At 72.5% G+C, this 20,540-nt stretch carries 17 protein-coding genes; 7 read left to right on the forward strand and 10 right to left on the reverse strand.

Annotated features, from left to right (window positions below; translation table 11 throughout):
* Window positions 1–144 precede the first annotated feature (144 nt).
* Window positions 145–1,440 (reverse strand): LCP family protein, encoded by a 1,296-nt coding sequence (locus ACIRPT_RS40000; RefSeq protein WP_403836676.1) that lies wholly within the window; start codon window positions 1,438–1,440, stop codon window positions 145–147.
* Window positions 1,441–1,718: 278 nt separating this feature from the next.
* On the opposite strand from ACIRPT_RS40000, the gene ACIRPT_RS40005 reads away from it, so the two are divergent.
* The 3 genes from ACIRPT_RS40005 to ACIRPT_RS40015 all read left to right on the forward strand — a co-directional run bounded on the left by ACIRPT_RS40005 (window position 1,719) and on the right by ACIRPT_RS40015 (window position 4,469).
* Entirely contained in the window at window positions 1,719–2,276 is a 558-nt protein-coding gene (locus ACIRPT_RS40005) for an acyl-CoA thioesterase (RefSeq protein ID WP_403515494.1), read from the forward strand.
* A 103-nt stretch (window positions 2,277–2,379) separates the two neighbouring features.
* Window positions 2,380–3,171: an alpha/beta fold hydrolase gene (locus ACIRPT_RS40010; RefSeq protein WP_403836678.1), complete on the forward strand. Its 792-nt coding sequence runs from the start codon at window positions 2,380–2,382 to the stop codon at window positions 3,169–3,171.
* On the forward strand, window positions 3,171–4,469 hold the full coding sequence (locus ACIRPT_RS40015; RefSeq protein WP_403836680.1) for a cytochrome P450: 1,299 nt from the start codon (window positions 3,171–3,173) through the stop codon (window positions 4,467–4,469). Before ACIRPT_RS40010 ends, ACIRPT_RS40015 begins: the two co-directional genes overlap by 1 nt.
* A 43-nt stretch (window positions 4,470–4,512) precedes the next feature.
* Here the strand turns inward: ACIRPT_RS40015 and ACIRPT_RS40020 are convergent, their stop codons facing one another.
* The 3 genes from ACIRPT_RS40020 to ACIRPT_RS40030 are packed head-to-tail and all read right to left on the reverse strand — an operon-like array spanning window position 4,513 to window position 7,076.
* The gene (locus tag ACIRPT_RS40020; protein ID WP_403836682.1) at window positions 4,513–5,100 is read right to left on the reverse strand and encodes a VanZ family protein; all 588 of its coding nucleotides are present in this window, start codon (window positions 5,098–5,100) and stop codon (window positions 4,513–4,515) included.
* A 42-nt stretch (window positions 5,101–5,142) separates the two neighbouring features.
* The gene (locus tag ACIRPT_RS40025) at window positions 5,143–5,604 is read right to left on the reverse strand and encodes a hypothetical protein (RefSeq protein ID WP_403515500.1); all 462 of its coding nucleotides are present in this window, start codon (window positions 5,602–5,604) and stop codon (window positions 5,143–5,145) included.
* Complete coding sequence (locus tag ACIRPT_RS40030; RefSeq protein ID WP_403836684.1) at window positions 5,601–7,076, reverse strand: LCP family protein; 1,476 nt, start codon at window positions 7,074–7,076, stop codon at window positions 5,601–5,603. Before ACIRPT_RS40030 ends, ACIRPT_RS40025 begins: the two co-directional genes overlap by 4 nt.
* 232 nt (window positions 7,077–7,308) lie before the next feature.
* On the opposite strand from ACIRPT_RS40030, the gene ACIRPT_RS40035 reads away from it, so the two are divergent.
* A complete protein-coding gene (locus ACIRPT_RS40035) occupies window positions 7,309–8,349 on the forward strand; it encodes a glycosyltransferase family 2 protein (protein ID WP_403836686.1) in 1,041 nt (346 codons plus the stop codon).
* Window positions 8,350–8,467: 118 nt separating this feature from the next.
* On the opposite strand, the gene ACIRPT_RS40040 is transcribed toward ACIRPT_RS40035, so the two are convergent.
* The 4 genes from ACIRPT_RS40040 to ACIRPT_RS40055 form a co-directional block, all read right to left on the reverse strand.
* Window positions 8,468–10,168, reverse strand: coding sequence for an LCP family protein (locus tag ACIRPT_RS40040; protein ID WP_403836688.1), 1,701 nt, complete (start codon window positions 10,166–10,168; stop codon window positions 8,468–8,470).
* A 70-nt stretch (window positions 10,169–10,238) separates the two neighbouring features.
* A complete protein-coding gene (locus ACIRPT_RS40045; protein ID WP_403836690.1) occupies window positions 10,239–12,002 on the reverse strand; it encodes an LCP family protein in 1,764 nt (587 codons plus the stop codon).
* Between the two features lie 233 nt (window positions 12,003–12,235).
* Window positions 12,236–13,510: an LCP family protein gene (locus ACIRPT_RS40050; RefSeq protein WP_403836692.1), complete on the reverse strand. Its 1,275-nt coding sequence runs from the start codon at window positions 13,508–13,510 to the stop codon at window positions 12,236–12,238.
* Window positions 13,511–13,698: 188 nt separating this feature from the next.
* Window positions 13,699–14,463, reverse strand: coding sequence for a TIGR03089 family protein (locus ACIRPT_RS40055; RefSeq protein WP_403836694.1), 765 nt, complete (start codon window positions 14,461–14,463; stop codon window positions 13,699–13,701).
* A gap of 151 nt (window positions 14,464–14,614) precedes the next feature.
* On the opposite strand from ACIRPT_RS40055, the gene ACIRPT_RS40060 reads away from it, so the two are divergent.
* The 3 genes from ACIRPT_RS40060 (at window position 14,615) to ACIRPT_RS40070 (ending at window position 18,212) form a co-directional block, all read left to right on the forward strand.
* Window positions 14,615–15,946 (forward strand): peptidoglycan recognition protein, encoded by a 1,332-nt coding sequence (locus ACIRPT_RS40060; RefSeq protein ID WP_403836696.1) that lies wholly within the window; start codon window positions 14,615–14,617, stop codon window positions 15,944–15,946.
* A gap of 197 nt (window positions 15,947–16,143) precedes the next feature.
* Window positions 16,144–17,226, forward strand: a complete 1,083-nt coding sequence (locus ACIRPT_RS40065) for a sugar phosphate nucleotidyltransferase (RefSeq protein ID WP_403836698.1) — start codon at window positions 16,144–16,146, stop codon at window positions 17,224–17,226.
* A gap of 80 nt (window positions 17,227–17,306) precedes the next feature.
* Window positions 17,307–18,212: a DNA-3-methyladenine glycosylase family protein gene (locus ACIRPT_RS40070; protein WP_403836700.1), complete on the forward strand. Its 906-nt coding sequence runs from the start codon at window positions 17,307–17,309 to the stop codon at window positions 18,210–18,212.
* A 6-nt stretch (window positions 18,213–18,218) separates the two neighbouring features.
* On the opposite strand, the gene ACIRPT_RS40075 is transcribed toward ACIRPT_RS40070, so the two are convergent.
* Window positions 18,219–19,550, reverse strand: coding sequence for a coenzyme F420-0:L-glutamate ligase (locus ACIRPT_RS40075; RefSeq protein WP_403836702.1), 1,332 nt, complete (start codon window positions 19,548–19,550; stop codon window positions 18,219–18,221).
* Window positions 19,547–20,503, reverse strand: a complete 957-nt coding sequence (cofD, locus tag ACIRPT_RS40080) for a 2-phospho-L-lactate transferase (protein ID WP_403836704.1) — start codon at window positions 20,501–20,503, stop codon at window positions 19,547–19,549. The genes ACIRPT_RS40075 and cofD overlap by 4 nt, the downstream gene beginning before the upstream one ends.
* Window positions 20,504–20,540 lie beyond the last annotated feature (37 nt).

Consider the following 20,540-nt stretch of genomic DNA (forward strand, 5'->3'; position numbering starts at 1 on the left):
TTTCGTGGGGGGCCCCACCCTGGCCCTGGGGTGTGTGCTGCCCCGTACCGGGCGGTTGTCGGGCGACGAACCCCGCCCCCCCGGCCCGCCGGAGGGGCCCCGTACCGCAGCGCGGTACGGGGCCCCTCCGGCGTTCTCCCGTGGTCAGTTACTGCTGACCGTGACCTTCTGGTCGTTGTTCAGCTGCTGCACCAGCTGCTGCACCTTGGCCTTGTCCCAGACCAGGTTGCCGCCGGTGGAGCCGTTGATCGGCATGTTCATCGACTTGCCGTCGCCGCCCATGACGCCCTTCATCGCGAAGAACATCTGGCCCAGGTCCCACAGGCTCATGTCCTTGTCGACGATGAGGGTGTCCAGGCCGGCGCTCATCGTCGGGTAGAGCTTGAAGGGGTTGAGGATCGTGCCCGGGGTGGCGACCTGACCGGCCAGCGTGCCCAGGAACTTCTGCTGGTTCTTCGTACGGTCCAGGTCACTGCCGGCGAAGGCGTGCCGGGTGCGGACGAAGGCGAGGGCCTGCTGGCCGTTGAGGGTCTGCTTGCCCGCCGGGAAGTCGGCGCCCGACCACTTGTCCTTGAACGCCTTGGGGATGTCCATCTCGACGCCGCCGATCGCATCGACGATGCCCGCGAAGCCCGCGAAGCCGATCTCGACGTAGTGGTCGATGTGGAGGTGGGTGTTGGACTCGATGGTCCGCACCAGCAGCTCCGGGCCGTCCTCGGCGTAGGCCGCGTTCAGCTTGGTGTGCCGGCCGGTGCCCGGGTACTTCTTGCCGGAGTCCGAGCCGACGAAGCTGGGTATCTCGACGTCGGAGTCGCGCGGCAGCGAGATCAGCGTCGGGCCGTTGGAGCCGTCGTGCAGGATCATCATCGAGTCGGTGCGCTTGCCCTCGGCGGAGCCGGTGTGCAGCTTCTTCTTCTCCTCGGCCGACATGCCCTCACGGCTGTCCGAGCCGACGATCAGATAGTTCGTGCCGTCCCCGGTCGCCGGCCGGTCGATGACCTTGCTCAGGTCCACCTGGCGGCGCAGCTTGCCGTCCGCCCAGAAGTACGTGGCGACGGAGGCGACGGCCAGCACCACGACCAGGGTCAGCACGGTCCACTTGATGCGGCGGCCCCAGTTGGGCCGCGGCCGGGCGCCGCCGCGGTCGTACGGGCCGTCGTCGTAGCCGCCGCGGCCGCCGCCGTCGCCGTAGACCTGGCCGGTGTTGTAGCCGCTGTCGTACTCGTCGTAGTCGTCGTAGCCCTGGGACTGCTGGGGCACGGAGCCGCGGCGCGGGGACATCTGCGGGGGCAGCGGGGGTTCGCTCCGGGGGTAGCCGGAGCCCGCGTCGCGCCGCACCTGCCGCATGGCACGCGCGCCCTCCGGATCGGCGCTGCCGCTGCCGCGTCCGTACCGGTTGCCGTTCTGGTCCCCGGACCACCCATTGGGCCACTCATTCATACCCGGCAGTGTGCACGTCGCGGAGGGGTGCCCAATAGAGCAGGTGCGGGATCGGGCCAGGGCTGTTGCAGACCTGATGCAAAGCGACGAGGCCCTTCCCGTCCATATCGCAAGGGGCCGTGACCATTCCGGCGCGGCCATCGGAAGCAACCATTCCGGATAGTTTCCGACGGGGGCGGGGAGACGAGCGTCACGTAGGGAGACAGTCGTCACGAGACGGGTGTCACGGGACGGGGGATGCCAGTGATGCGGGTATGGGTCCGGCTTAGGCTGACCCCATGACCGAACTCGTCACCAACAGCCAGGAGGGCGAGCTCGCGGGCAAGCCCACATCCGTCTCCCGTACGACGCTGTCGCACATCATGACCGCCGGCGACACCAATCTCCTGGGGACGGTGCACGGTGGCGTGATCATGAAACTGGTCGACGACGCGGCGGGCGCGGTGGCCGGCCGGCACTCCGGAGGCCCCGCGGTGACGGCCTCGATGGACGAGATGGCCTTCCTGGAGCCGGTCCGGGTGGGCGACCTGGTCCACGTCAAGGCCCAGGTGAACTGGACCGGCCGCTCCTCCATGGAGGTCGGCGTACGGGTCCTGGCCGAGCGCTGGAACGAATCCACGCCGGCCCAGCAGGTCGGCTCCGCCTACCTCGTCTTCGCCGCCGTCGACGAACAGGGCAAGCCGCGCCGGGTGCCGCCGGTGCTCCCCGAGACCGAGCGCGACAAGCGCCGCTACCAGGAGGCCCAGATCCGCCGCACCCACCGCCTCGCCCGGCGGCGCGCGATCATGGAGCTGCGGGAGCGGCGGGCGGCCGAAGGGCTCGACGAGGCACAGTGAGCGGGCGGGGCCGTGGCGCCCTTGCCGGGCGGGGAGGTTCACGCCAGTCTGGTCGGAAATGCCGCCCGTCACCGGCGGGTTCCGTCACACCTCTGGAGTGAGCGTGGCTTCCTTCGTACTGCCTCATGCCCTGCACGGCCGGGGAACGCACAAGGTCATCGCGGTGCACGGCTGGTTCGCCGACCGCTCCGCCTTCGACCCGGTGCTGCCGGACCTCGACCGGGACGCGTTCCAGTACGCGCTGGTCGACCTCCGCGGCTACGGCGAGGCGAAGGCGACGGCCGGCGAATACACCACGGGCGAGGGCGCGGCCGATGTGCTGGCGCTCGCCGACCGGCTGGGCTGGGACCGTTTCTCGCTGATCGGCCACTCGATGGGCGGCAGCGTCATCCAGCGGGTGCTGGCCGCGGCACCGCACCGGGTGCGCCGCCTCGTCGGCATCTCCCCGGTCCCCGCCTCCGGACTGCCGCTGCCGCCGGAGCAGTGGGAGCTGTTCGCGGACGCGGCACACACCCCGGACAACCGGCGGATCATCCTCGACCTCACCACAGGCGGCAAGCGCCCCGCCGCCTGGCTGGACCGGATGGTGCGCCGGTCCCTGGAATGCAGCGACCCCAAGGCGTTCCGCGCCTGGCTGGACTCCTGGGCCACCGAGGGCTTCGCCGCCGAGGTCGAGGGCTCGGCGGTGCCGGCGCTGGCCGTGACCGGAACGCTCGACCCCGCGCTGAACGCCGAACTCGCACGGCAGACCTGGTTGCAGTGGTACGCCAACAGCGAGCTGGTCGAGCTGCCGTCGGCCGGGCACTACGCCATGGACGAGACTCCGCTGGAACTGATCCGGGCCGTGGAGGACTTCCTGCGCGCCGACGGTGACGGCGACCGGCCGCACGCCTGATGGGCATACCGGACGTCTTCGACCCGCGCCGCTACGCCGACGGCCTGCCGCACAGCGCGTACCGGCTGCTGCGCGACCGGCATCCGGTCGCCTGGCAGGAAGAGCCCGAGGTGCTCGGCTGGCCCGCCGGCCCCGGCTTCTGGGCGGTCACCCGGCACGAGGACGTCCTACGGGTCCTCAAGGACGCCCGCACCTTCTCCTCCCATCTGGGTGCCACCCAGATCCGCGACCCCGACCCCGCCGACCTGCCGTTCATCCGCCGCATGATGCTCAACCAGGACCCTTCCCCGGGCTCTCGACGCGGTTCGACCGGGGCGGACCCCAATGACCACGGTCGGCTGCGCCGCCTGGTCAGCCGCGCCTTCACCCCGCGCCGGGTCGACCGCTTCGAGGCTGTGGTGCGCGAGCGGGCCCGCGGCCTGCTGACCGCGGCGCTCGAGGCGGCGCGGACCGCGGACGGCACCTGCGACCTCGTCACCCACGTCACCGACGACTACGCCCTGCTCAACCTCGCCGACGTCCTCGGCATCCCGCCCGCCGAGCGCGGGCTGCTCCTGGACTGGACCCGGCGCGTCATCGGCTACCAGGACCCCGACGAAGCGGGCCCGGCCGCATCCGGCGCGGACGGGCGCCCCGCGAACCCGCGCTCCCCGGCGATGCTCCAGGACATGTTCGCCTTCGCGCGGGAGCTCGCCGCCCACAAGCGCCGGCACCCGGGCGACGACGTCATGACCGTCCTCGCCACCGACCGCGACCTGGCCGAGCCCGAGCTGGAGATGTTCTTCTTCCTGCTGACCATCGCGGGCAACGACACCGTCCGCAGCGCGGCCCCCGGCGGCCTGCTCGCCCTGGCCCGGCACCCGGCCGCCTACCGCGCGCTGCGCACCCGGGCGGTGCGGACGACGACCTGCGTGGAGGAGCTGCTGCGCTGGCATCCGCCGGTGCTCAGCTTCCGCCGGACCGCCGCGTACGACACCGAGCTGGCCGGCCGCCCCCTCCGCGCCGGCGACAAGGTGGTCGTCTTCCACGGCTCGGCCAACCACGACGAGCGGGTCTTCGCCGCCCCGCACCGGCTGGACCTCGCCCGCACCCCCAACCCCCATGTCTCCTTCGGTGACGGCCCCCACGTCTGCCTGGGCGCACACCTCGCCCGGCTGCAACTCCGCGTCCTCTACGAGGAGACCCGCGACCTGCTGCCCGCACTCTCGCTCGCCGCGCCCCCGCAGCGGCTGGTGTCCAACTTCATCCACGGCCTGAAGTCGCTGCGTCTGCGGCTGGTGGAGGCTCCGGCCGCCTAGTTCTGGCCAGGGGGCCTCCGGTGGATCATGGCCGGCCCCCGCCCTACGGGCGCACGACGCGGCCTCGACGGCACCCCCTGGCAGCGGCGCCCACCCCGGCCACCACCGGCCGTGCCAGCAGGCCCAGCCCCGCCCCGAGCACCGTCCCGGCCGCCGCGCACATGACGTCGTCGACATCGGCGATCCGACCGGCGCGCATCAGCAGCTGGGCCGTCTCGATGGTCACGCAGAGGCCGACCCCCAGCAGGAACGCGGCGGCGGCCGACCAGCGGGGCGCCGCGAAGCGCAGCAGCAGCGGGCCCGGCACGTACAGGGCGGCGTAGGCGATGTGCTGGCGGATCAGCATGGCCAGCTCCTGGGGCTGGAGCTGGGCGCCGGGGTCGAAGAGGCCCTCGCCCGGCCGCCACCACAGGGTGGCGTCGGCGGAGCCGATGGGCTGGGTGGGAGTGAGCGTCGCGAACAGGAGCAGCGGGAACCAGACGGCCAGCAGGGCGGTGGCCGCGGTGCGGGGGGTGGTGGCGGCGGGGGCGCGGGCGGCCCAGGTGGCGAACGAAAGGGCCAGCGCCGCCATGGCGGCGAGGAAGAGCGCGACGGTCGTGGGGGAGATGGCCAGTACCGCTGCCTGCCACATGGTGTCCTCCTTGCGAGGGGCCGTGGACCTGGACGCGGAACGTCACCCGGGGCCGCAGCTCCACTTGGTGACGAACACGGTCCCGGCGTGCTCCATGACGCCCCGGATGCATTCGCCCGCCAGCACTTCCACCCGGCCGCCGAGGACGGCGGAGCCGTGCCGCAGGCGGCGGGGGCCGAACCAGCCGGGGAAGGCGGTGATCCTCGCGTTCTTGCGCTGATAGCCCAGGCGTACGGAGAAGGCGGCCGCCGGCCCGGCATCGTGCCGGCGGTAGGCCGTCGTGTACCTGCCCGTCGCGCCCACGGGGCCGTGCAGGCACAGCCGGCCGTTGGCCAGATCGCCGCAGCCGGTCGGGGCGACGGGCGCCGGCGGGGCGGCGGCCGCGCTGGCGGCGACCAGACACAGCGCGGCGAGGGTGGCGCCGGCCCGGGGCGCGTAGCGATGGCCCGCCGGCCGGTCGGCGAGCGGCCGGGGCCCGGTGCGACGAGGGGCGGGCACCGTCATGGGCACACCGCCTCATCGCCGGTGATCGCCCCTACGCTGCCCGGCGCCGGCGGCTGCTGCTCCGCCTTCACCGGCGTCACCGCCTTGAAGTCGTCGCCGACCGTCACCTGGAGCACCGGGCCGCGCCCCAGCATCGGCCGCAGCTGCGCACCGGGCAGCGCGGCGGCCAGCGAGCGGGCCGAACGGTTCCAGCGGGGGTCGTAGTCGATGACCGTATGGGAGGCCGCGCCGTGCGCCGCGACGCCGGGCACTCCGGCGGAGACGAAGCCGGTGGCCCGCAGCGCCTTGGCGACGGTGTCGCCGAGGCCGGGCCGGGCGCTGCCGTTGTCGACATGCACCCTGATCTCCGACGGCGCCACGTCCACGACCGTGGACCGCGGCCGCTTCCCGTCCTTCGCGGGGTGCCTGGCGATCGGCTGGTCGTCGCGGATGGCCTGGAAGAGCTGCCGGGACGCCACCGGGTCCCAGCGGACGGCCTCGCCGCCGCCCGGCAGCCGCAGATTGTCCTTGGCCAGGGGGACGGAGACGAACTCCGAGGACGACGGGGTGAAGCCCCGCATGGCCTGGCCGAGGTCGACAAGGTCGTTGGCCTCGAAGCCGGAGTCGGCGCGGACGGAGTCCAGCATCGTCTCGGCGACGTCCTTGAAGCGGATGGGGTTCATCAGGACGCCGGAGGAGGTGATCTTGTGGATGAGGGAGGCCAGGAAGCGCTGCTGGCGGTGCATCCGGCCGAGGTCGGCGGAGGCGTCGATATGGCGGGAGCGGACGTACTGGAGGGCCTGGCCGCCGCCGAGGAGCGTCTTGCCGGCGGGCAGGTCGAGCCCGGTGAAGCTGTCCCGCAGCGGGCGCGGGGTGCAGATCTCCACCCCGCCGACCGCGTCCACGCTCCGCATGAAGCTGGTGAAGTCGACCTCCAGGTAGTGGTCGATGTGCACGCCGGTCATGTGCTCGACGGTCCGTACGGTGAGGTTGGGGCCGCCCTCCGCGTATGCCGCGTTCAGCTTGACGGCGTGCTTGCGGTGCCGCCGCCCGCTCGCGGCGTCCTCATGGTCGGGGACCTCGGCGTAGGAGTCGCGCGGCAGGCTGACGATGCTGGCGCGGTCCCGCTCGGCGGACAGGTGCACCAGCATCAGGGTGTCGGTGCAGTGACAGGGCGCCCCGCCCAGGTGGTACGTCCGCTTCTCGTCCTTGGTGAGGTTGTCCCGGCCGTCCGTGCCGACGACCAGGAAGTTCAGGCCGCTGCCGCCGCCGGGCCGCTCGTCGGTCGGCATGCCCCGGAAGGCGTCCACCCGGCCGATCCGCGTCTCCACGCCGGTGACCATGGCGTGGCCCACACCGCTCGCGCCCAGCAGCAGCGCGGCGGCGACGGTGCTGGTCCGCAGCCCCCAGCGCTTGCGCGGCGGGTGCCGGCGCCCCGTGGGCCCGGTGGTCCGGCGCTGCGTGGGGCGGGTCGAGCGGGACGGGGCGGTCACTGGGGACACCTCCGCGGCGGGACGGGCGGCGAGTCGGGTGAAGCCGGCGGGAACACCGTAGGCCTATACGATCGAATGCAAAGCGTCACACGCCGGGCACAGGCTGCCCCGCCACCCGTCCGACGTCCGCCGCCGTCCCCCGTTCGCGGTAACGTGAGGCGCGATACCGCAGTCTCCCGGCGGGCGCTGCCGCCCCATGGCGGCTCGCCGCGGGCCGTACCCCCGAGGAACCATGCCGCAGCAGCAGCCCCCGGCCGTCTCCGTGATCATGCCGGTGCTCAATGAGGAACGTCACCTGCGCAATTCGGTCCGGCACATCCTGGAGCAGGAGTACGCCGGCGAAATGGAGGTGGTGATCGCCCTCGGCCCGTCCACGGACCGTACGGACGAGATCGCCGCCGAGCTGGTCGCCGAAGACTCCCGGGTGCACACCGTGCCCAATCCGACCGGCCGCACCCCCGCCGCGCTGAACGCCGCGATCAAGGCGTCCCGGCATCCCGTCGTGGTGCGCGTCGACGGTCACGGCATGCTCTCGCCGAACTACATCGCCACCGCCGTGCGCCTCCTGGACGAGACCGGCGCGCAGAACGTCGGCGGCATCATGCACGCCGAGGGCGAGAACGCCTGGGAGGACGCGGTCGCCGCCGCGATGACCTCCAAGATCGGCGTCGGCAATGCCGCCTTCCACACGGGCGGTCAGGCGGGCCCCGCCGAGACCGTCTTCCTCGGCGTCTTCCGGCGCGAGGTCCTGGAGCAACAGGGCGGCTACAACGAGGAGTTCATCCGCGCCCAGGACTGGGAGCTGAACTTCCGCATCCGCGAGGCGGGCGGCGGGATCTGGTTCTCGCCCGAGCTGAAGGTGCAGTACCGGCCGCGGCCGAGCGTCAAGGCGCTGGCCAAGCAGTACAAGGACTACGGCAAGTGGCGGCATGTCGTCGCGCGCTACCACTCCGGGTCGATCAATCTGCGCTATCTGGCGCCGCCGACCGCGGTGTGCGCCATCGCGGCGGGCATCGTCGTCGGCGCGGCCGTCACGCCCTGGGGCTTCGTCGTTCCGGCCGGCTATCTGGCGGCCATCGCGGCGGGCTCGCTCCCGGCCGGCAAGGGGCTCTCGCTCAAGGCCCGCGCCCAGATCCCCGTCGCGCTCGCCACCATGCACATGTCCTGGGGCTACGGCTTCCTCACCAGCCCCCGGTCGCTCGCCAGGAAGGTCATCGCGAGCCGCCGGCCGGCGGTCCTCGCGCCCGCGGCGGAGCAGTCCCCGGCCGAGTAAGGCGCACGAAAGGGGGCGGGGCGGCCACCACGGCCGCCCCGCCCCCTTTCCGTATGACGGGGCCAGAAGATCTAGCACGTCCAGAAGATCTGGAAGGCTCTAGAAGGTCTGGAAGGCTCTAGAACGTGTAGTCCGGATTCACCTTCATGCACGCCGTCTTGTCGTTCCCGTTGAGCGCGTCCGCGCTGTCCGGCGCCTTGTCCGGGGTCCTGTCGCCGCCCCGCTTCTTCGGGTAGTCGGTCCCCGTACGCCAGTCGTTGCCGACCACCAGCCGCATCTCCGTGGCCGAACTGGACTCCTTCACCGCGCCCTTGGACAGGCCGAGCGCCTTGGCCAGCGCGAGGGCGTCGCCGCGCTGCGCCGCGTCCTTGTACGTGATGGTGGTGTCGGCCTGGGTGGTGAGGGCGGAGTCGGTGCCGGCGGCGGTGTAGCCGAGCTGCGCGAGCCGCTGCTGGATGACGGTGGCGCGGCCGGAGACCGGGCCCGTCGCCGTGCTGTTGGTGCCGTTCTGCACGACAACCTTCAGCTCTCCCTCGGGAGTTGACGCCTTGGGGTCGGGCGCCGGCTTCTTCTTGGCGCCCTTGCCGTCCAGCGCGGTGTCGTTGCGCATCATCGCGAAGGTCTCCTCCGCGTCGCCGGGCTTGGGCAGTACGTACTCCTCGCCGGGGCCGTACACCCAGGGCATGGTGACCATCGTGATGCGCTTGGTCGGCACCCGGTTGAGGTCGCCGCCCAGGTCGTAGAGCTTCTTGACGGTGTCGAGTCCGTCGTCGACGGTCAGCGCGCTGGTCGCGGCCTCGGCCAGGTCACGCAGCTGGCCGGGGTTGGTGAGCTTGGCGCCCTTCTTGAGCTGGCGCACCATGGAGTTCATGTACATGTGCTGGGCCTTGGCCCGGCCGATGTCGGTGTTGTCCTCGAAGCCGTAGCGGGTGCGCAGCCACTGGAGGGCCTGGACGCCCTTGACGGAGTGGGTGCCCTCGGTCAGCTTGAGCCCGCTGCCGTGGCCCTTGCTGTCGTGCGAGTAGACGTTCTTGTTGACGCAGACCGGGACCCCGCCGATGGCGTCGGCCATGTCCACCACGCCGGAGAAGTCGACCATCATGAAGTGGTCTATGTAGATGCCGGTCAGCTCCTGCCAGGTGGCGAGCGTGCAGCCCGGCCCGCCGTGCTGGAGCGACTGGTTGATGGCGGCGGTGGTCTGCGGGAAGTTCTCGTGGGTCTTGGGGTCCGTGCACTTGGGGATCGTGACGCGGGTGTCCCGGGGTATGGAGATCACCGACATGTTGCTGCGGTCGGCGGAGACGTGCAGCAGCATCTGGACGTCGGCCAGCGGCTTGCGGTCCGCGTCCTGGCGGGCGCCGCCCAGCTCGATGTTCTTCTTGCTGTTCCGGCCGTCGGAGCCGAGCAGCAGGATGTTGAGCGGCGTCTGCCCGAACGCGTTGGGATCGGGCTTCTTCAGATCGCCGCCGCCCAGGATCCGCGGCTCCTTGCGGAGGTTGGCGTTGAGGTGCTCGTAGTACCAGTAGCCCGCGCCCGCGCCGGCGACCAGCAGGAGGCCGAGGCCGAGCGCGGTCCAGCGCAGCGCCCGGCGGCCCTTGCCGCCCTTCTTGCGGCGGCCCCGGCGCGCCTGGCGGCGGCCGCCCTCGTCGGGCGCGGACGGGACGTCGCCCTCGCCGTCGGCCGGCGTCCATCCGGGCGCGTCCGGTGGCAGCCCGCCCGTCCCCTCCTCGTCGAGGCCGGCGTCGAAGCCCAGCCTCTGTGGTGCTCCGGGCTGCCGACGCCCGGGTGATCGCTCACCGCGCACACTGCTCTGCCGCATTGGGCCCTCTCCCCGTTGTCAATTCGGTGGTGCGCTCGGCGCCTTCGCAGGCGGCCGGATCCCGTTCAGGTCACTTGGCGCAGACGTTCTTGTCATCCGCATTGACGTTCTGGACCCCGTCCGGGGTTTCGGTCGGCGCATCGATCGGTTCGCCGGCCCCCTGGAAGTCCTTGCCGAGGGTCAGCTTCATCGGTACGCGGTCGCCCGCGTTCTGCGCGGACTTCTTCAGCGCGCTCTTGGACAGGCCCATCCAGTCGGCCAGCGTGGCGGCCTGGTCGGCCTGGTCGGGGGCGTACTCGAGGACGGTCTTGGCCACCTTCTGCGGGGCGTTGCCGGCGTTGGTGGACAGCCGGGCGGCCTTGGAGTTCTGCAGCCAGTCCACGGTCTCCTGGGCCGCGCCGAACGGTCCGCCGCCGTTGAAGACATCGACCCGTACGAGCTCCGCCGGGGCCTTCCTGACCGGCGCCTTCGCGCCCTTCTTCTTGCCCTTGGCCAGGGCGTGGTCCGCCTGCACCATCCGGAACAGCGGAGCGGCCTTGGCCTTGTCGAGTATGACGGTGGCCGGGTCCTGGGGGTTGTCCAGCACCGGCACCGTCGCGAAGGTGATCTTGTTGAGGTTCACCTTCTTCAGATCGCCGCCGAAGTCCATGAGCTTGCTCGCGGTGCCGATGCCGGTGTCGACGGTCAGCGCCTTGGTCGCCGCCTGGGCGACGTCCAGCAGCTTGCTCGGGCTGCTGAACGCGCTGGACTTCAGCTTGCGGATCAGCGAGCCGATGAACTGCTGCTGCATCTTGATCCGGTCCAGGTCGCTGCCGTATCCGATGGCGTGCCGGGTCCGTACGAAGGCCAGCGCCTGCTCGCCCTTGACGGTGTGCCGGCCGGCGGTCAGATGCAGATGCGACTTGGGGTCGTTGATGTTCTTGGCGGCGCAGACCTCGACGCCGTCCACCGCGTCGGACAGCTCCTTGACCGCGTTGAAGTCGGCCATCATGAAGTGGTTGATCTTCAGCCCGGTCAGCTTCTCCACGGTCCGCCAGGTGCAGCCCGGGTCCCGCCCCTCCTGGCCCAGGCTGGTGTTGAACCGCACCTGCTGCTCGCCGGGGACGTTCTTGACCGCGCCGTCCTTCTGCTTCGTCGGGCAGTTCGGGATATCGGTGATCAGGTCGCGCGGGATGCTCAGCGCGGTCGCGTTCGTCCGGTCCTTGGAGATGTGCATCAGGATCGTGGTGTCCGCGTGCCCGACGCTGCCGGCGTCGCCGTAGCCCGTGTTGCCCTTGCCGTCGCGCGCGTCCGTGCCGATGACGAGCAGATTGACCGGACCGTCGGAGACCGCGTCGTTGTTGATGCCGACGTCGACCTTTTTGATGTTGCCGTCGAGCTGCTGGTAGATGACGTACGCGGTGGTGGCGGCGGCCACCAGGACGAAGCCCAGCACGCCGGACGTCCAGTACAGCGCCTTCTTCTTCCCGGACTTCTTCGGCTTGGGCCGGCGGCGGCTCGCGGCGCCCGAGGCCATCGCGCTCGTCGTGCCCCTGGAGGCGGCGCGACGCTCGGCCCGTCCGCCGGTACGCGGCTCCCGCGCACCGCCGTCGCGCGCTTCGCCCCGGCGGTCGCGCTGGGTGGGCAGCGGACGGGTGTCGCTGTCGCCGCCCCGGTCCGCCGGGTTTTTCCGGTCGCGTCTGGAGCCGGGGGCCTTGCGGCCGGCGGGCCGGTCCGCGGCTTGACCGGCAGGGTCAAGCCGCAGCTCGTAGTTTCCGGTGTTCGGATCGAACACCCACTGATCGGCGGGATCGACGTTGTCGTCGCCCGCCCGCCCACGGCCTTGCGCGTCCACGGTGCCCTGAATCCTCCGTCGGTGGCGCGGCGCCTCCCCCTCAAGGCGCTCGATCGGTCGATCATGCAAATATCTGACCTGCACGGTCATCGGTCCGCTGGTCGGGCGGGCCGGGTCGCTCACACTATCCGCCCAGTTCAGCGCCCGGCGACGCCGGTGACAAATTCCACTTCCCTACAACTGGGCATTCCGCCCAATCCATTCGCGACGCCGCGGTTTCCTTTGCGGCATCTTTATTCGCAGGCCCCGCGTTCCGCCGTGCTTCCGCGAAAGGCCGGACGCGAACCGGGGGCGGGCGAGTCACCGGATTTTCCGCCCAAGGCGGCCGTGGTCTCCTCGGCGTCCCTGGCCGGCGCCACCGCCACCGGGCGGTCCTTGCGCAGCTCATCGAAGAGACGGCCCGCGGCCGGCTGCACCAGCTCGTCGCGGTTGGGGTCGTAGCGGTACTCCTGACGCGGCACCGTCAGGAACTGCACCCGGTTCGTCGGAATGCTGCGCATGCTGCGCACCAATTCGTACAGGCCGGTGAGTGAAGCAAGATCCGCATCGGTCGTCAGGGAACTCGTCGCGGCATCCAGCACCGGATACAGCCGCGTCGGATTGAGCAGCACACCATTGCTTTGCACTTTCTTCACGAGCGCGCCAAGAAACTCCTGTTGGCGTTCCATACGCTGCGTGTCGCTGCCGTCACCCAGGCTTTTCCGGGCCCGCACAAAACCGAGAGCGGCCTCCCCGAGCAGCGTCTGCCGCCCGGCGGGCAGCACCAGATGCGCCTTCTCGTCATTGATGGGCCGGCGCAGACAGATCTCGACGCCGTCCACCGCGTCCACCATCTTCTTGAACCCGACGAAATCGATGATCATGTGGTGGGTGATCCGGATTCCGGTCATCTTCTCGACCGTACGGATCGTGCAGGCGGCGCCGGCGAACTGGAACGCCCAGTTGAACTGCGCCGTCTGCTCGGCGATCTCCCTGCCGTCGGAGCGCTTGCAGTGCGGCACCGTCACCATCAGGTCGCGCGGGATGCTGACCGCGGTGGCGCTTTTCCGGTTCGCCGCCAGGTGCAGCAGGATCGTGGTGTCCGAGCGCTGGGTGCCGTTGTCCGTGCCGTATCCCTCGTTGCCGTCGCCGCGGTTGTCGGTGCCGACCAGCAGGATGTTCTCGGCGTTCGGCGGGCCCGGGTCGGGCCGCTCCGACTCGTACTTCTCCAGCTCGTTCTGGGTGTCGCTGTCGAAGCGGATATTGCCGTTGAGCTTGGTGTACAGGCCCCAGCCGGTGCCGGCCGCGACCAGGACGGCGGCGGCGGTGCCGAGCGCGGCCCGGCGCATCCAGTGGAGCGGGGAGGGCGGGGTGCGCGGCGGGCCCGGCCCGTCACCCGCGGCGCCCGAGCGCAGCGGCCGCGCGCTCCAGCCGGGAAACCTCGCCGCCCGACCGGGCCCCGCACCCGCCCGGCCGGTGCCCCCGGCGGGGTCCTGGCGGCCGGACGGAGTCCCGGGGCTCTCGGTCACGTGTGCGTCCCTCCCTCACGGAGTCGGCGTCGCGCCCGCACGCGGTGCCCGGCCGACGGGGGGACGGACGGCCCGCGCGTGGTGGTCCGTACGCAAATTCCTGGTGTACGTACGCAAAATCCTGGACCACAACGGGCGGACCGGCCCGCCCCGAGCGGATCCGGTCCGCCGGACGGGGGAGGCGGAGCTCAGGAACGCGGGTCCGGCGCCCGGAACGTGACCTTCTCGGCTGCCTCCCGGGCGGCGATGCCGTCCGCGCCCAGCTGCTCGAGATGGCGGCAGAGCACCACCGAGCCGCCGGCCGCCAGCGGAGCGTAGAGCCCGTACGAGAGCCCCCGCCACGTGTCGTACGGCAGGCCCGACAGGATGCGCGGGCGGCCCGGCATATCGACGGAGTCGGCATCCGCCACGGCCGTCATACCGATCTGGAAGCCCGTGAACTCGCGGTCGCCGACGACCAGCGCCGGCGCCTGCGGATCGACCGGCGCGAACGGTGCAAAGCGGTCGCCCTGGCTCGGCACCTCGACGGCATAGTCCGCGAAACCCGCCGGCGGCTGCGGGAAGCGGCCGCCCAGCGGGCGCAGCGCCAGCGCCACCCGCTCCCCGGAACAGGCACGCGCCGCCTCCAGGGTGTCCGGACCGCTGACGACGAGGTCGGCCGCGGCGGGATCGCCGCCCACCTCCGCGACCACGCCGACCGACGAGCAGGCCAGCAGCCAGACGGCGGTCTGCCAGTGGGCGGGCAGCAGCAGCGCGAGCCGGTCGCCGGGCTCGGCGGCCAGATCGCCCTGGAGATAGTTGGCGGTCTTCGCCACCCAATTGGCGAAGGTGGCGACGGACAGTTCCACGCGTTCGCCCGTGGCGTCGTCGTAGAAGGTCACCAGAGGGCGGGCCGGGTCCGCGGCGAGCGCGGAACCCAGCAGGCCGGCGGGGGTGCGGTCGATGGCGTTCATCGCCGCCAGGGTACGCGCGGCGGTGGGCGGTGTTCGGCCGGGCGCGGGACACCGGCCACCGGTTCGGCCCAGGCACCCGCCCGCCGTTCGGCCGATGCCCCGTCAGATCAGCGATGGCGCCCTCCGCGGGAGCGTGCCAACGATGGTGACCATGCGCCCTTTTCCCGCTCCTTCGCGCTCGTTTCGTACGACGTCCCGCACGCTGTCCCTCGGCGTCCTCTGCGCGGCCGGCCTGGTGCTCCCGCTCTCCTCGCTCCCACCACCGGCCACCGCCGCCCCACGCGCCCTCGCCGCGCCCGCCCCCGCCGATGACGCCTCGGGCAGCACCCAGTCCCTGCCGCTGGCGGACCTCGGCGCGCCCGCCCCGCACTCCACCGAGGCCGAGACCGAGCCCGCACCCGTCCCCGGTACGCGGGTCATGCCGGTCCGGGAGGTGCGGCCGTTCTCGCTCCTGGGCGTCGTGTGGGACGACCCCGCCGTCCAGCTGCCCGGCCAGGTCCAGGTACGCACCCGCGCCACCGGCTCCCACGACTGGTCCGGCTGGCAGGACGTGCAGACCCACAACGACGACCTGCCCGACGCGGAGTCCGCCGAACGCCGCAACAGCGGGGTACGCGGCAGCACCGCGCCCCTGTGGGTCGGCGCCTCCGACGCCGTACAGCTGCGCATCGCCCCCGAGAACGCGGACCGCGCCCCGGCCCCCTTCCCGGGCGGGCTCCGGCTGGAGCTCGTCGACCCGGGTGCGGCGCGGCGCACCGAGCGCGGCACGCCCGCCGAACTCCGGCCGCTCGGCCGGTCCGAGGCGCAGGCCGAGGCCCAGGCCGAAAACCGGGCCCAGGCCCCGGGCCCCGAGGGCGACCGCACCGCCGGGAAGATGTACATCGGGCCCCGCCCGCGGATCGTCACCCGGGCCGGCTGGGGCGCCGACGAGACGCTGCGCGAGCCCCTCGGCCCCTACACAGGACCCGTCCGGGCCGCGTTCGTCCACCACACCGCGACCGGCAACAACTACTCCTGCGCGGACTCCCCTTCGGCGATCCGCGCCATCTACCGCTACCACGTCAAGAGCAGCGGCTGGCGGGACATCGGCTACAACTTCCTGATCGACAGGTGCGGCGTCATCTACGAAGGCCGCGCGGGCGGCGTCTCCAAGCCCGTGCTGGGCGCGCACACCCTCGGCTTCAACACCGACACCACCGGCATCGCCGTCCTCGGCACCTTCACCGACGACGAACCCTCGAAGGCCGCCGTCGAGGGCATCGCCGCCCTGACGGCCTGGAAGCTCGGCCTGTCCGGCGCCGATCCGCGCGCCATGGTCCGCCTCACCTCCGACGGCAGCAACCTCTTCAGAAGGGACGAGATCGCCCAGCTGCACGTCATTTCCGGCCACCGGGACGGCTACCAGTCCGCCTGCCCCGGCGACCTCCTCTACGACCAGCTCGACGCCGCCCGCGCCGCCGCGGCGAAGCTTCAGGGACGCTGACCGGCGTCCCCGACAGTTACCGTCCGGTACCGTCCGGTTGTGCCACCAATGAACCGTCACCGCGCTCGCCACGTCCTACGGGCCACGGCAGCGCACTCACCCGCACCCCGGCACCTCCCTGGGAGCACGGCCGCGCTACCCGTCTGCCTAGACTGGTCGGCCATTTGCCGACCCCAGCAGGAAGCAGAGAAGACAAGGTGACTGAAGCGATCCTCCTGGTCGGCGGCAAGGGCACCAGGCTGCGCCCGCTGACGGTGCATACGCCCAAGCCGATGGTCCCGGCGGCCGGTGTGCCCTTTCTCACCCACCAGCTGGCGCGGGCCCGCGCCGCGGGCGTGACCCACATCGTCCTGGCCACCTCCTACCTCGCCGAGGTCTTCGAGCCGTACTTCGGCGACGGCTCGGCGCTCGGCCTGCACCTGGAGTACGTCACCGAGGAGGAGCCGCTGGGCACCGGCGGAGCCATCCGCAATGTCGCCGAGCGGCTGCACTCCGCCCCCGGCGACCCCGTGCTGATCTTCAACGGCGACATCCTCACCGGCCTCGACATCAAGGCCCTGGTGGCAACCCACCGCACCTCCGGGGCGGACGTCTCCCTGCACCTCACCCGGGTCGAGGACCCGCGCGCCTTCGGCCTGGTCCCCACCGACGGCACCGGCCGGGTCACCGCCTTCCTGGAGAAGCCGCAGACCCCCGAGGAGATCGTCACCGACCAGATCAACGCGGGCGCCTACGTCTTCAACCGCTCCGTCATCGACTCCATCCCCGCCGGCCGCCCCGTCTCCGTCGAACGTGAGACGTTCCCCGGCCTGCTCGCCGCCGGCGCCCACCTCCAGGGCATGGTCGACTCCACCTACTGGCTCGACCTCGGCACCCCGCAGGCCTTCGTCCGCGGCTCCGCCGACCTGGTCCTGGGCCGCGCCCCGTCCCCGGCCGTGCCCGGCCGCTGCGGCGACCGCCTCGTCCTGGACACCGCCGAGGTCGCCCCCGACGCCAAGCTCACCGGCGGCACGGTCGTCGGCCCGCGCGCCGTCATCGGCGCCGGCGCCCGGATCGAGGGCAGCGCCGTCCTCGACGGCGCGGTGATCGAAGCGGGCGCCCAGATCCACGACTCCCTCATCGGCGCCGGGGCGCGCATCGGGGCCCGTACGGTCCTGGACGGCGCGGTCATCGGCGACGGTGCCCGGATCGGCGCCGACAACGAGCTGCGCGACGGGATCCGCATCTGGTGCGGCGCCGACATCCCCGCGGGGTCGGTGCGCTTCTCCTCCGACCAGTAGCGGCGGGCCGGTTCCCCAAGCTCTCGGCTCCCGCGCGAGCAGGGGAGACCCCGATCGGCGGCGTCGCCTAACCTGGCGGCATGCCCACCCGCAGCTGGGTCCCGCCCGGCCCGTACGACCTGCACCGCACCCTGTGCGTCCTGCAGCGCGGCCCCGGCGACCCCGCCTTCGCGGTGCGCGGCGACGAGGTGTGGCGGTCCTGCCGCACGCCCCAGGGCCCCGGCACGCTGCGCCTCGCGGCCCGCCCCGCCGCGGGCACCGTCGAAGCGGAGGCCTGGGGCCCCGGCGCCGACTGGCTGCTGGACCGGCTGCCCGATCTGCTGGGGGAGTCCGACGAGCCGGACCGGCTCACCGCCCGGCACCGCATCGTCCATGAAGCGCGCCGCCGCCACCCCGGCGTCCGGCTCGCCCGGACCGGCCTGGTCCTGGAGTCGCTGATCCCCTCGGCCCTGGAGCAGAAGGTCACCGCCGACGAGGCCTACCGCGCCTGGCGGCTCCTCCTCCAGCGGCACGGCGAGCCCGCCCCCGGCCCGTGGGAGCGGATGCGGGTGATGCCGGACGCCCGTACCTGGGCCCTGATCCCCTCCTGGGAGTGGCACCGCGCGGGCGTCGACGCCAAGCGCTCCGCCGCGATCCTGCGCGCCGTACGCGTCGCCCGCCGCATGGAGGAGGCCGCGGGCATGGACCTGGCCGCCGCCACCCGCCGCCTGACGGCCCTCCCCGGCATCGGCCCCTGGACCGCCGCCGAGACCCTCCAGCGCGCCCTCGGCGCCCCGGACGCCCTCACCGTCGGCGACCTCCACCTGCCGAAGATCATCGGCTACGCCCTCACCGGCCGCCGCGGCACCACCGACGAGCAGATGCTCGAACTCCTCGCCCCCTACGAGGGCCAGCGGCACCGCGCGGCCCGGCTGATCCTGCTCGCGGGCGTGACTCCGCCCCGGCGCGCGCCCAGATTCCCCGTAGGGGACATCGCCCGCCTGTGAGCGCGCTCAGCGCACGACGATGAAGTCCGCGCCGTCCCGCGCCGGCCGCTCCTTCGGCGCCTGCGCGGGACGCCCGATGGCGACGGCCCCCATCGGTTCCCAGTCCCCGGGCAGCCCGAGCACCTCCCGTACGACATCCCGGCAGAACATCGTCGACGAGATCCAGGCCGAGCCCAGCCGCTCGCTCGCCAGCGTCACCAGGAAGTTCTGGATCCCGGCGCCGTGCGCGATCACGAACATCTCCCGCTCGGCGGCGCTGCGCCGCGCGTCGGGATACGTGTGCGAGCCGTCCGTCACCATGCACGGGACCGCCAGATACGGCGCGTCGCGCAGCACATCGCCGCGCCGCACCCGCTTGGCGATCGACTCCTCCGACTTCCCGTCGCCGCGCAGATCCGCGATCCAGGCGTCCCGCATCGCATCCAGCAGCCGCGTCCGCGACTCCGGCGACTCCAGCAGCACAAAGCGCCAGGGCGTGGTGTGGTGCGGGGCGGGCGCGGTCAGCGCCGCGGCCACTGCACGGCGCACCGCACCGCCGTCCACCGGGTCGTTGGTGAACGCGCGGACCGTACGCCGCCCCGTCATCGCCTCCCGCACGGCCTCCGACGTGCCCAGCCGGAACATGTCGTTCTCGGCGTCGCGCACCAGCGCCCGCGCCCCGTCGCCGTCGCCCGCCTCCTCGACGACGTGCGGGAGCCCGCGCACCACCGCGACCGGCAGCGCGGCCGCCTTGCCCTTGACCAGGTCGCCGGCGGCGGCCAGTTCATCGGCGGTGGCCACCACCGTGGCGCTGAGCGGATTGCCGTACGCGTCCGTGCCGCCGCGCAGATCGTCCAGCACGCGCACCCCGGCCGCCCCGATGGCGACATCGGTGAGCCCGGCGCGCCACGGCCGCCCGAAGGTGTCGCTGATCACGACGCCGACGTCGACGCCCAGCTCGGTGCGGATGCCCGCCCGGATGGCGCGCGCCGAGGCGTCCGGGTCCTCCGGCAGCAGCAGCACCGTCCCCGACGGCGTGTTGGAGGCGTCGACCCCGGCCGCGGCCATCACCAGGCCCTGCCGGTTCTGCACGATCCGCAGCGTGCCGCGGCGGGCCACCACCCGTACGGTCTCCTGGTCGATCGCCGCCTCGCGGTCGGTGGCCTCGATCACCCGGCCCTCGGCCTTGCTGACGATCTTCGAGGTCACCAACAGGACGTCTCCGTCGGCCAGGTGAGGCATCCCGGAGCCGGCCACCGCCGCGGCGATCAGCTTGACGAGGTTGTCGCCGGGCCGCACCTCCGGGATCCCCGGCAGTGCCCACACCCGGTACGAGGGCGCCTCGCCGGCGCCGGTCATGCCCGTACCTCCTCGGCCAGCGCCAGCGCCTCGCGCACCATCGCGGCCGTCGTCTCCACGTCCGTCATCATCAGCGGTACGGCCCGGCAGCGGATCCCGGCCGCCTCGACCTCGGCCACCGCGCCCTCGTCGACGGAGTCGACCAGCCAGCCGTCCAGCAGCCCCGACCCGTAGTGCTGGGCCACGGCCGCGGCGGTCGCCTCGACGCCCACCGCCTCCAGCACCTTGTCGGCCATCCCGCGCACGGGCGCGTCCCCGACGATCGGCGAGAGGCCGACCACCGGCACCCCCGCGTCCGCGATGGCCTCCCGGATGCCCGGGACCGCCAGGATGGTGCCGATGCTGACGACGGGGTTGGACGGCGGGAAGAGCACCACATCCGCCTCGGCGATGGCCTCCAGGACGCCCGGCGCGGGCTTGGCCTGGTCGGCGCCGACCGGCACCACGGCGTGCGCGGGCACCGAGGCGCGCAGTCGCACCCAGTACTCCTGGAAATGGATCGCCTTGCGCTCGCCGTCCTCCTCGACGGCGACATGGGTCTCGATCCGGTCGTCGGACATCGGCAGCAGCCGCACGCCGGGCTGCCAGCGGGCGCACAGCGCCTCGGTGACCGCGCTGAGCGGATAGCCGGCGCCCAGCATCTGGGTGCGCACGATGTGCGTGGCGAAGTCCCGGTCACCGAGCCCGAACCACTCGGGCCCGACGCCGTAGGCCGCCAACTCCTCCTTCACGCGGAAGGTTTCGTCGGTGCGGCCCCAGCCCTGCTCCTCGTTGATGCCACCGCCGAGCGTGTACATCACGGTGTCGAGGTCGGGACACACCTTGAGCCCGAACAGATGGATGTCGTCGCCGGTGTTCCCGATGACGGTGATCTCCGCGTCCGGAACCGCTGCCTTCAGTCCCCGCAGAAAGCGGGCGCCGCCGATACCGCCGGCCAGAACCACAATGCGCATGGCAGACAGTGTGTCAGTCGAGGACTGCCGTTGAGGG

The organism is Streptomyces sp. NPDC101227 (assembly GCF_044767545.1).
GTDB lineage: Bacteria > Actinomycetota > Actinomycetes > Streptomycetales > Streptomycetaceae > Streptomyces.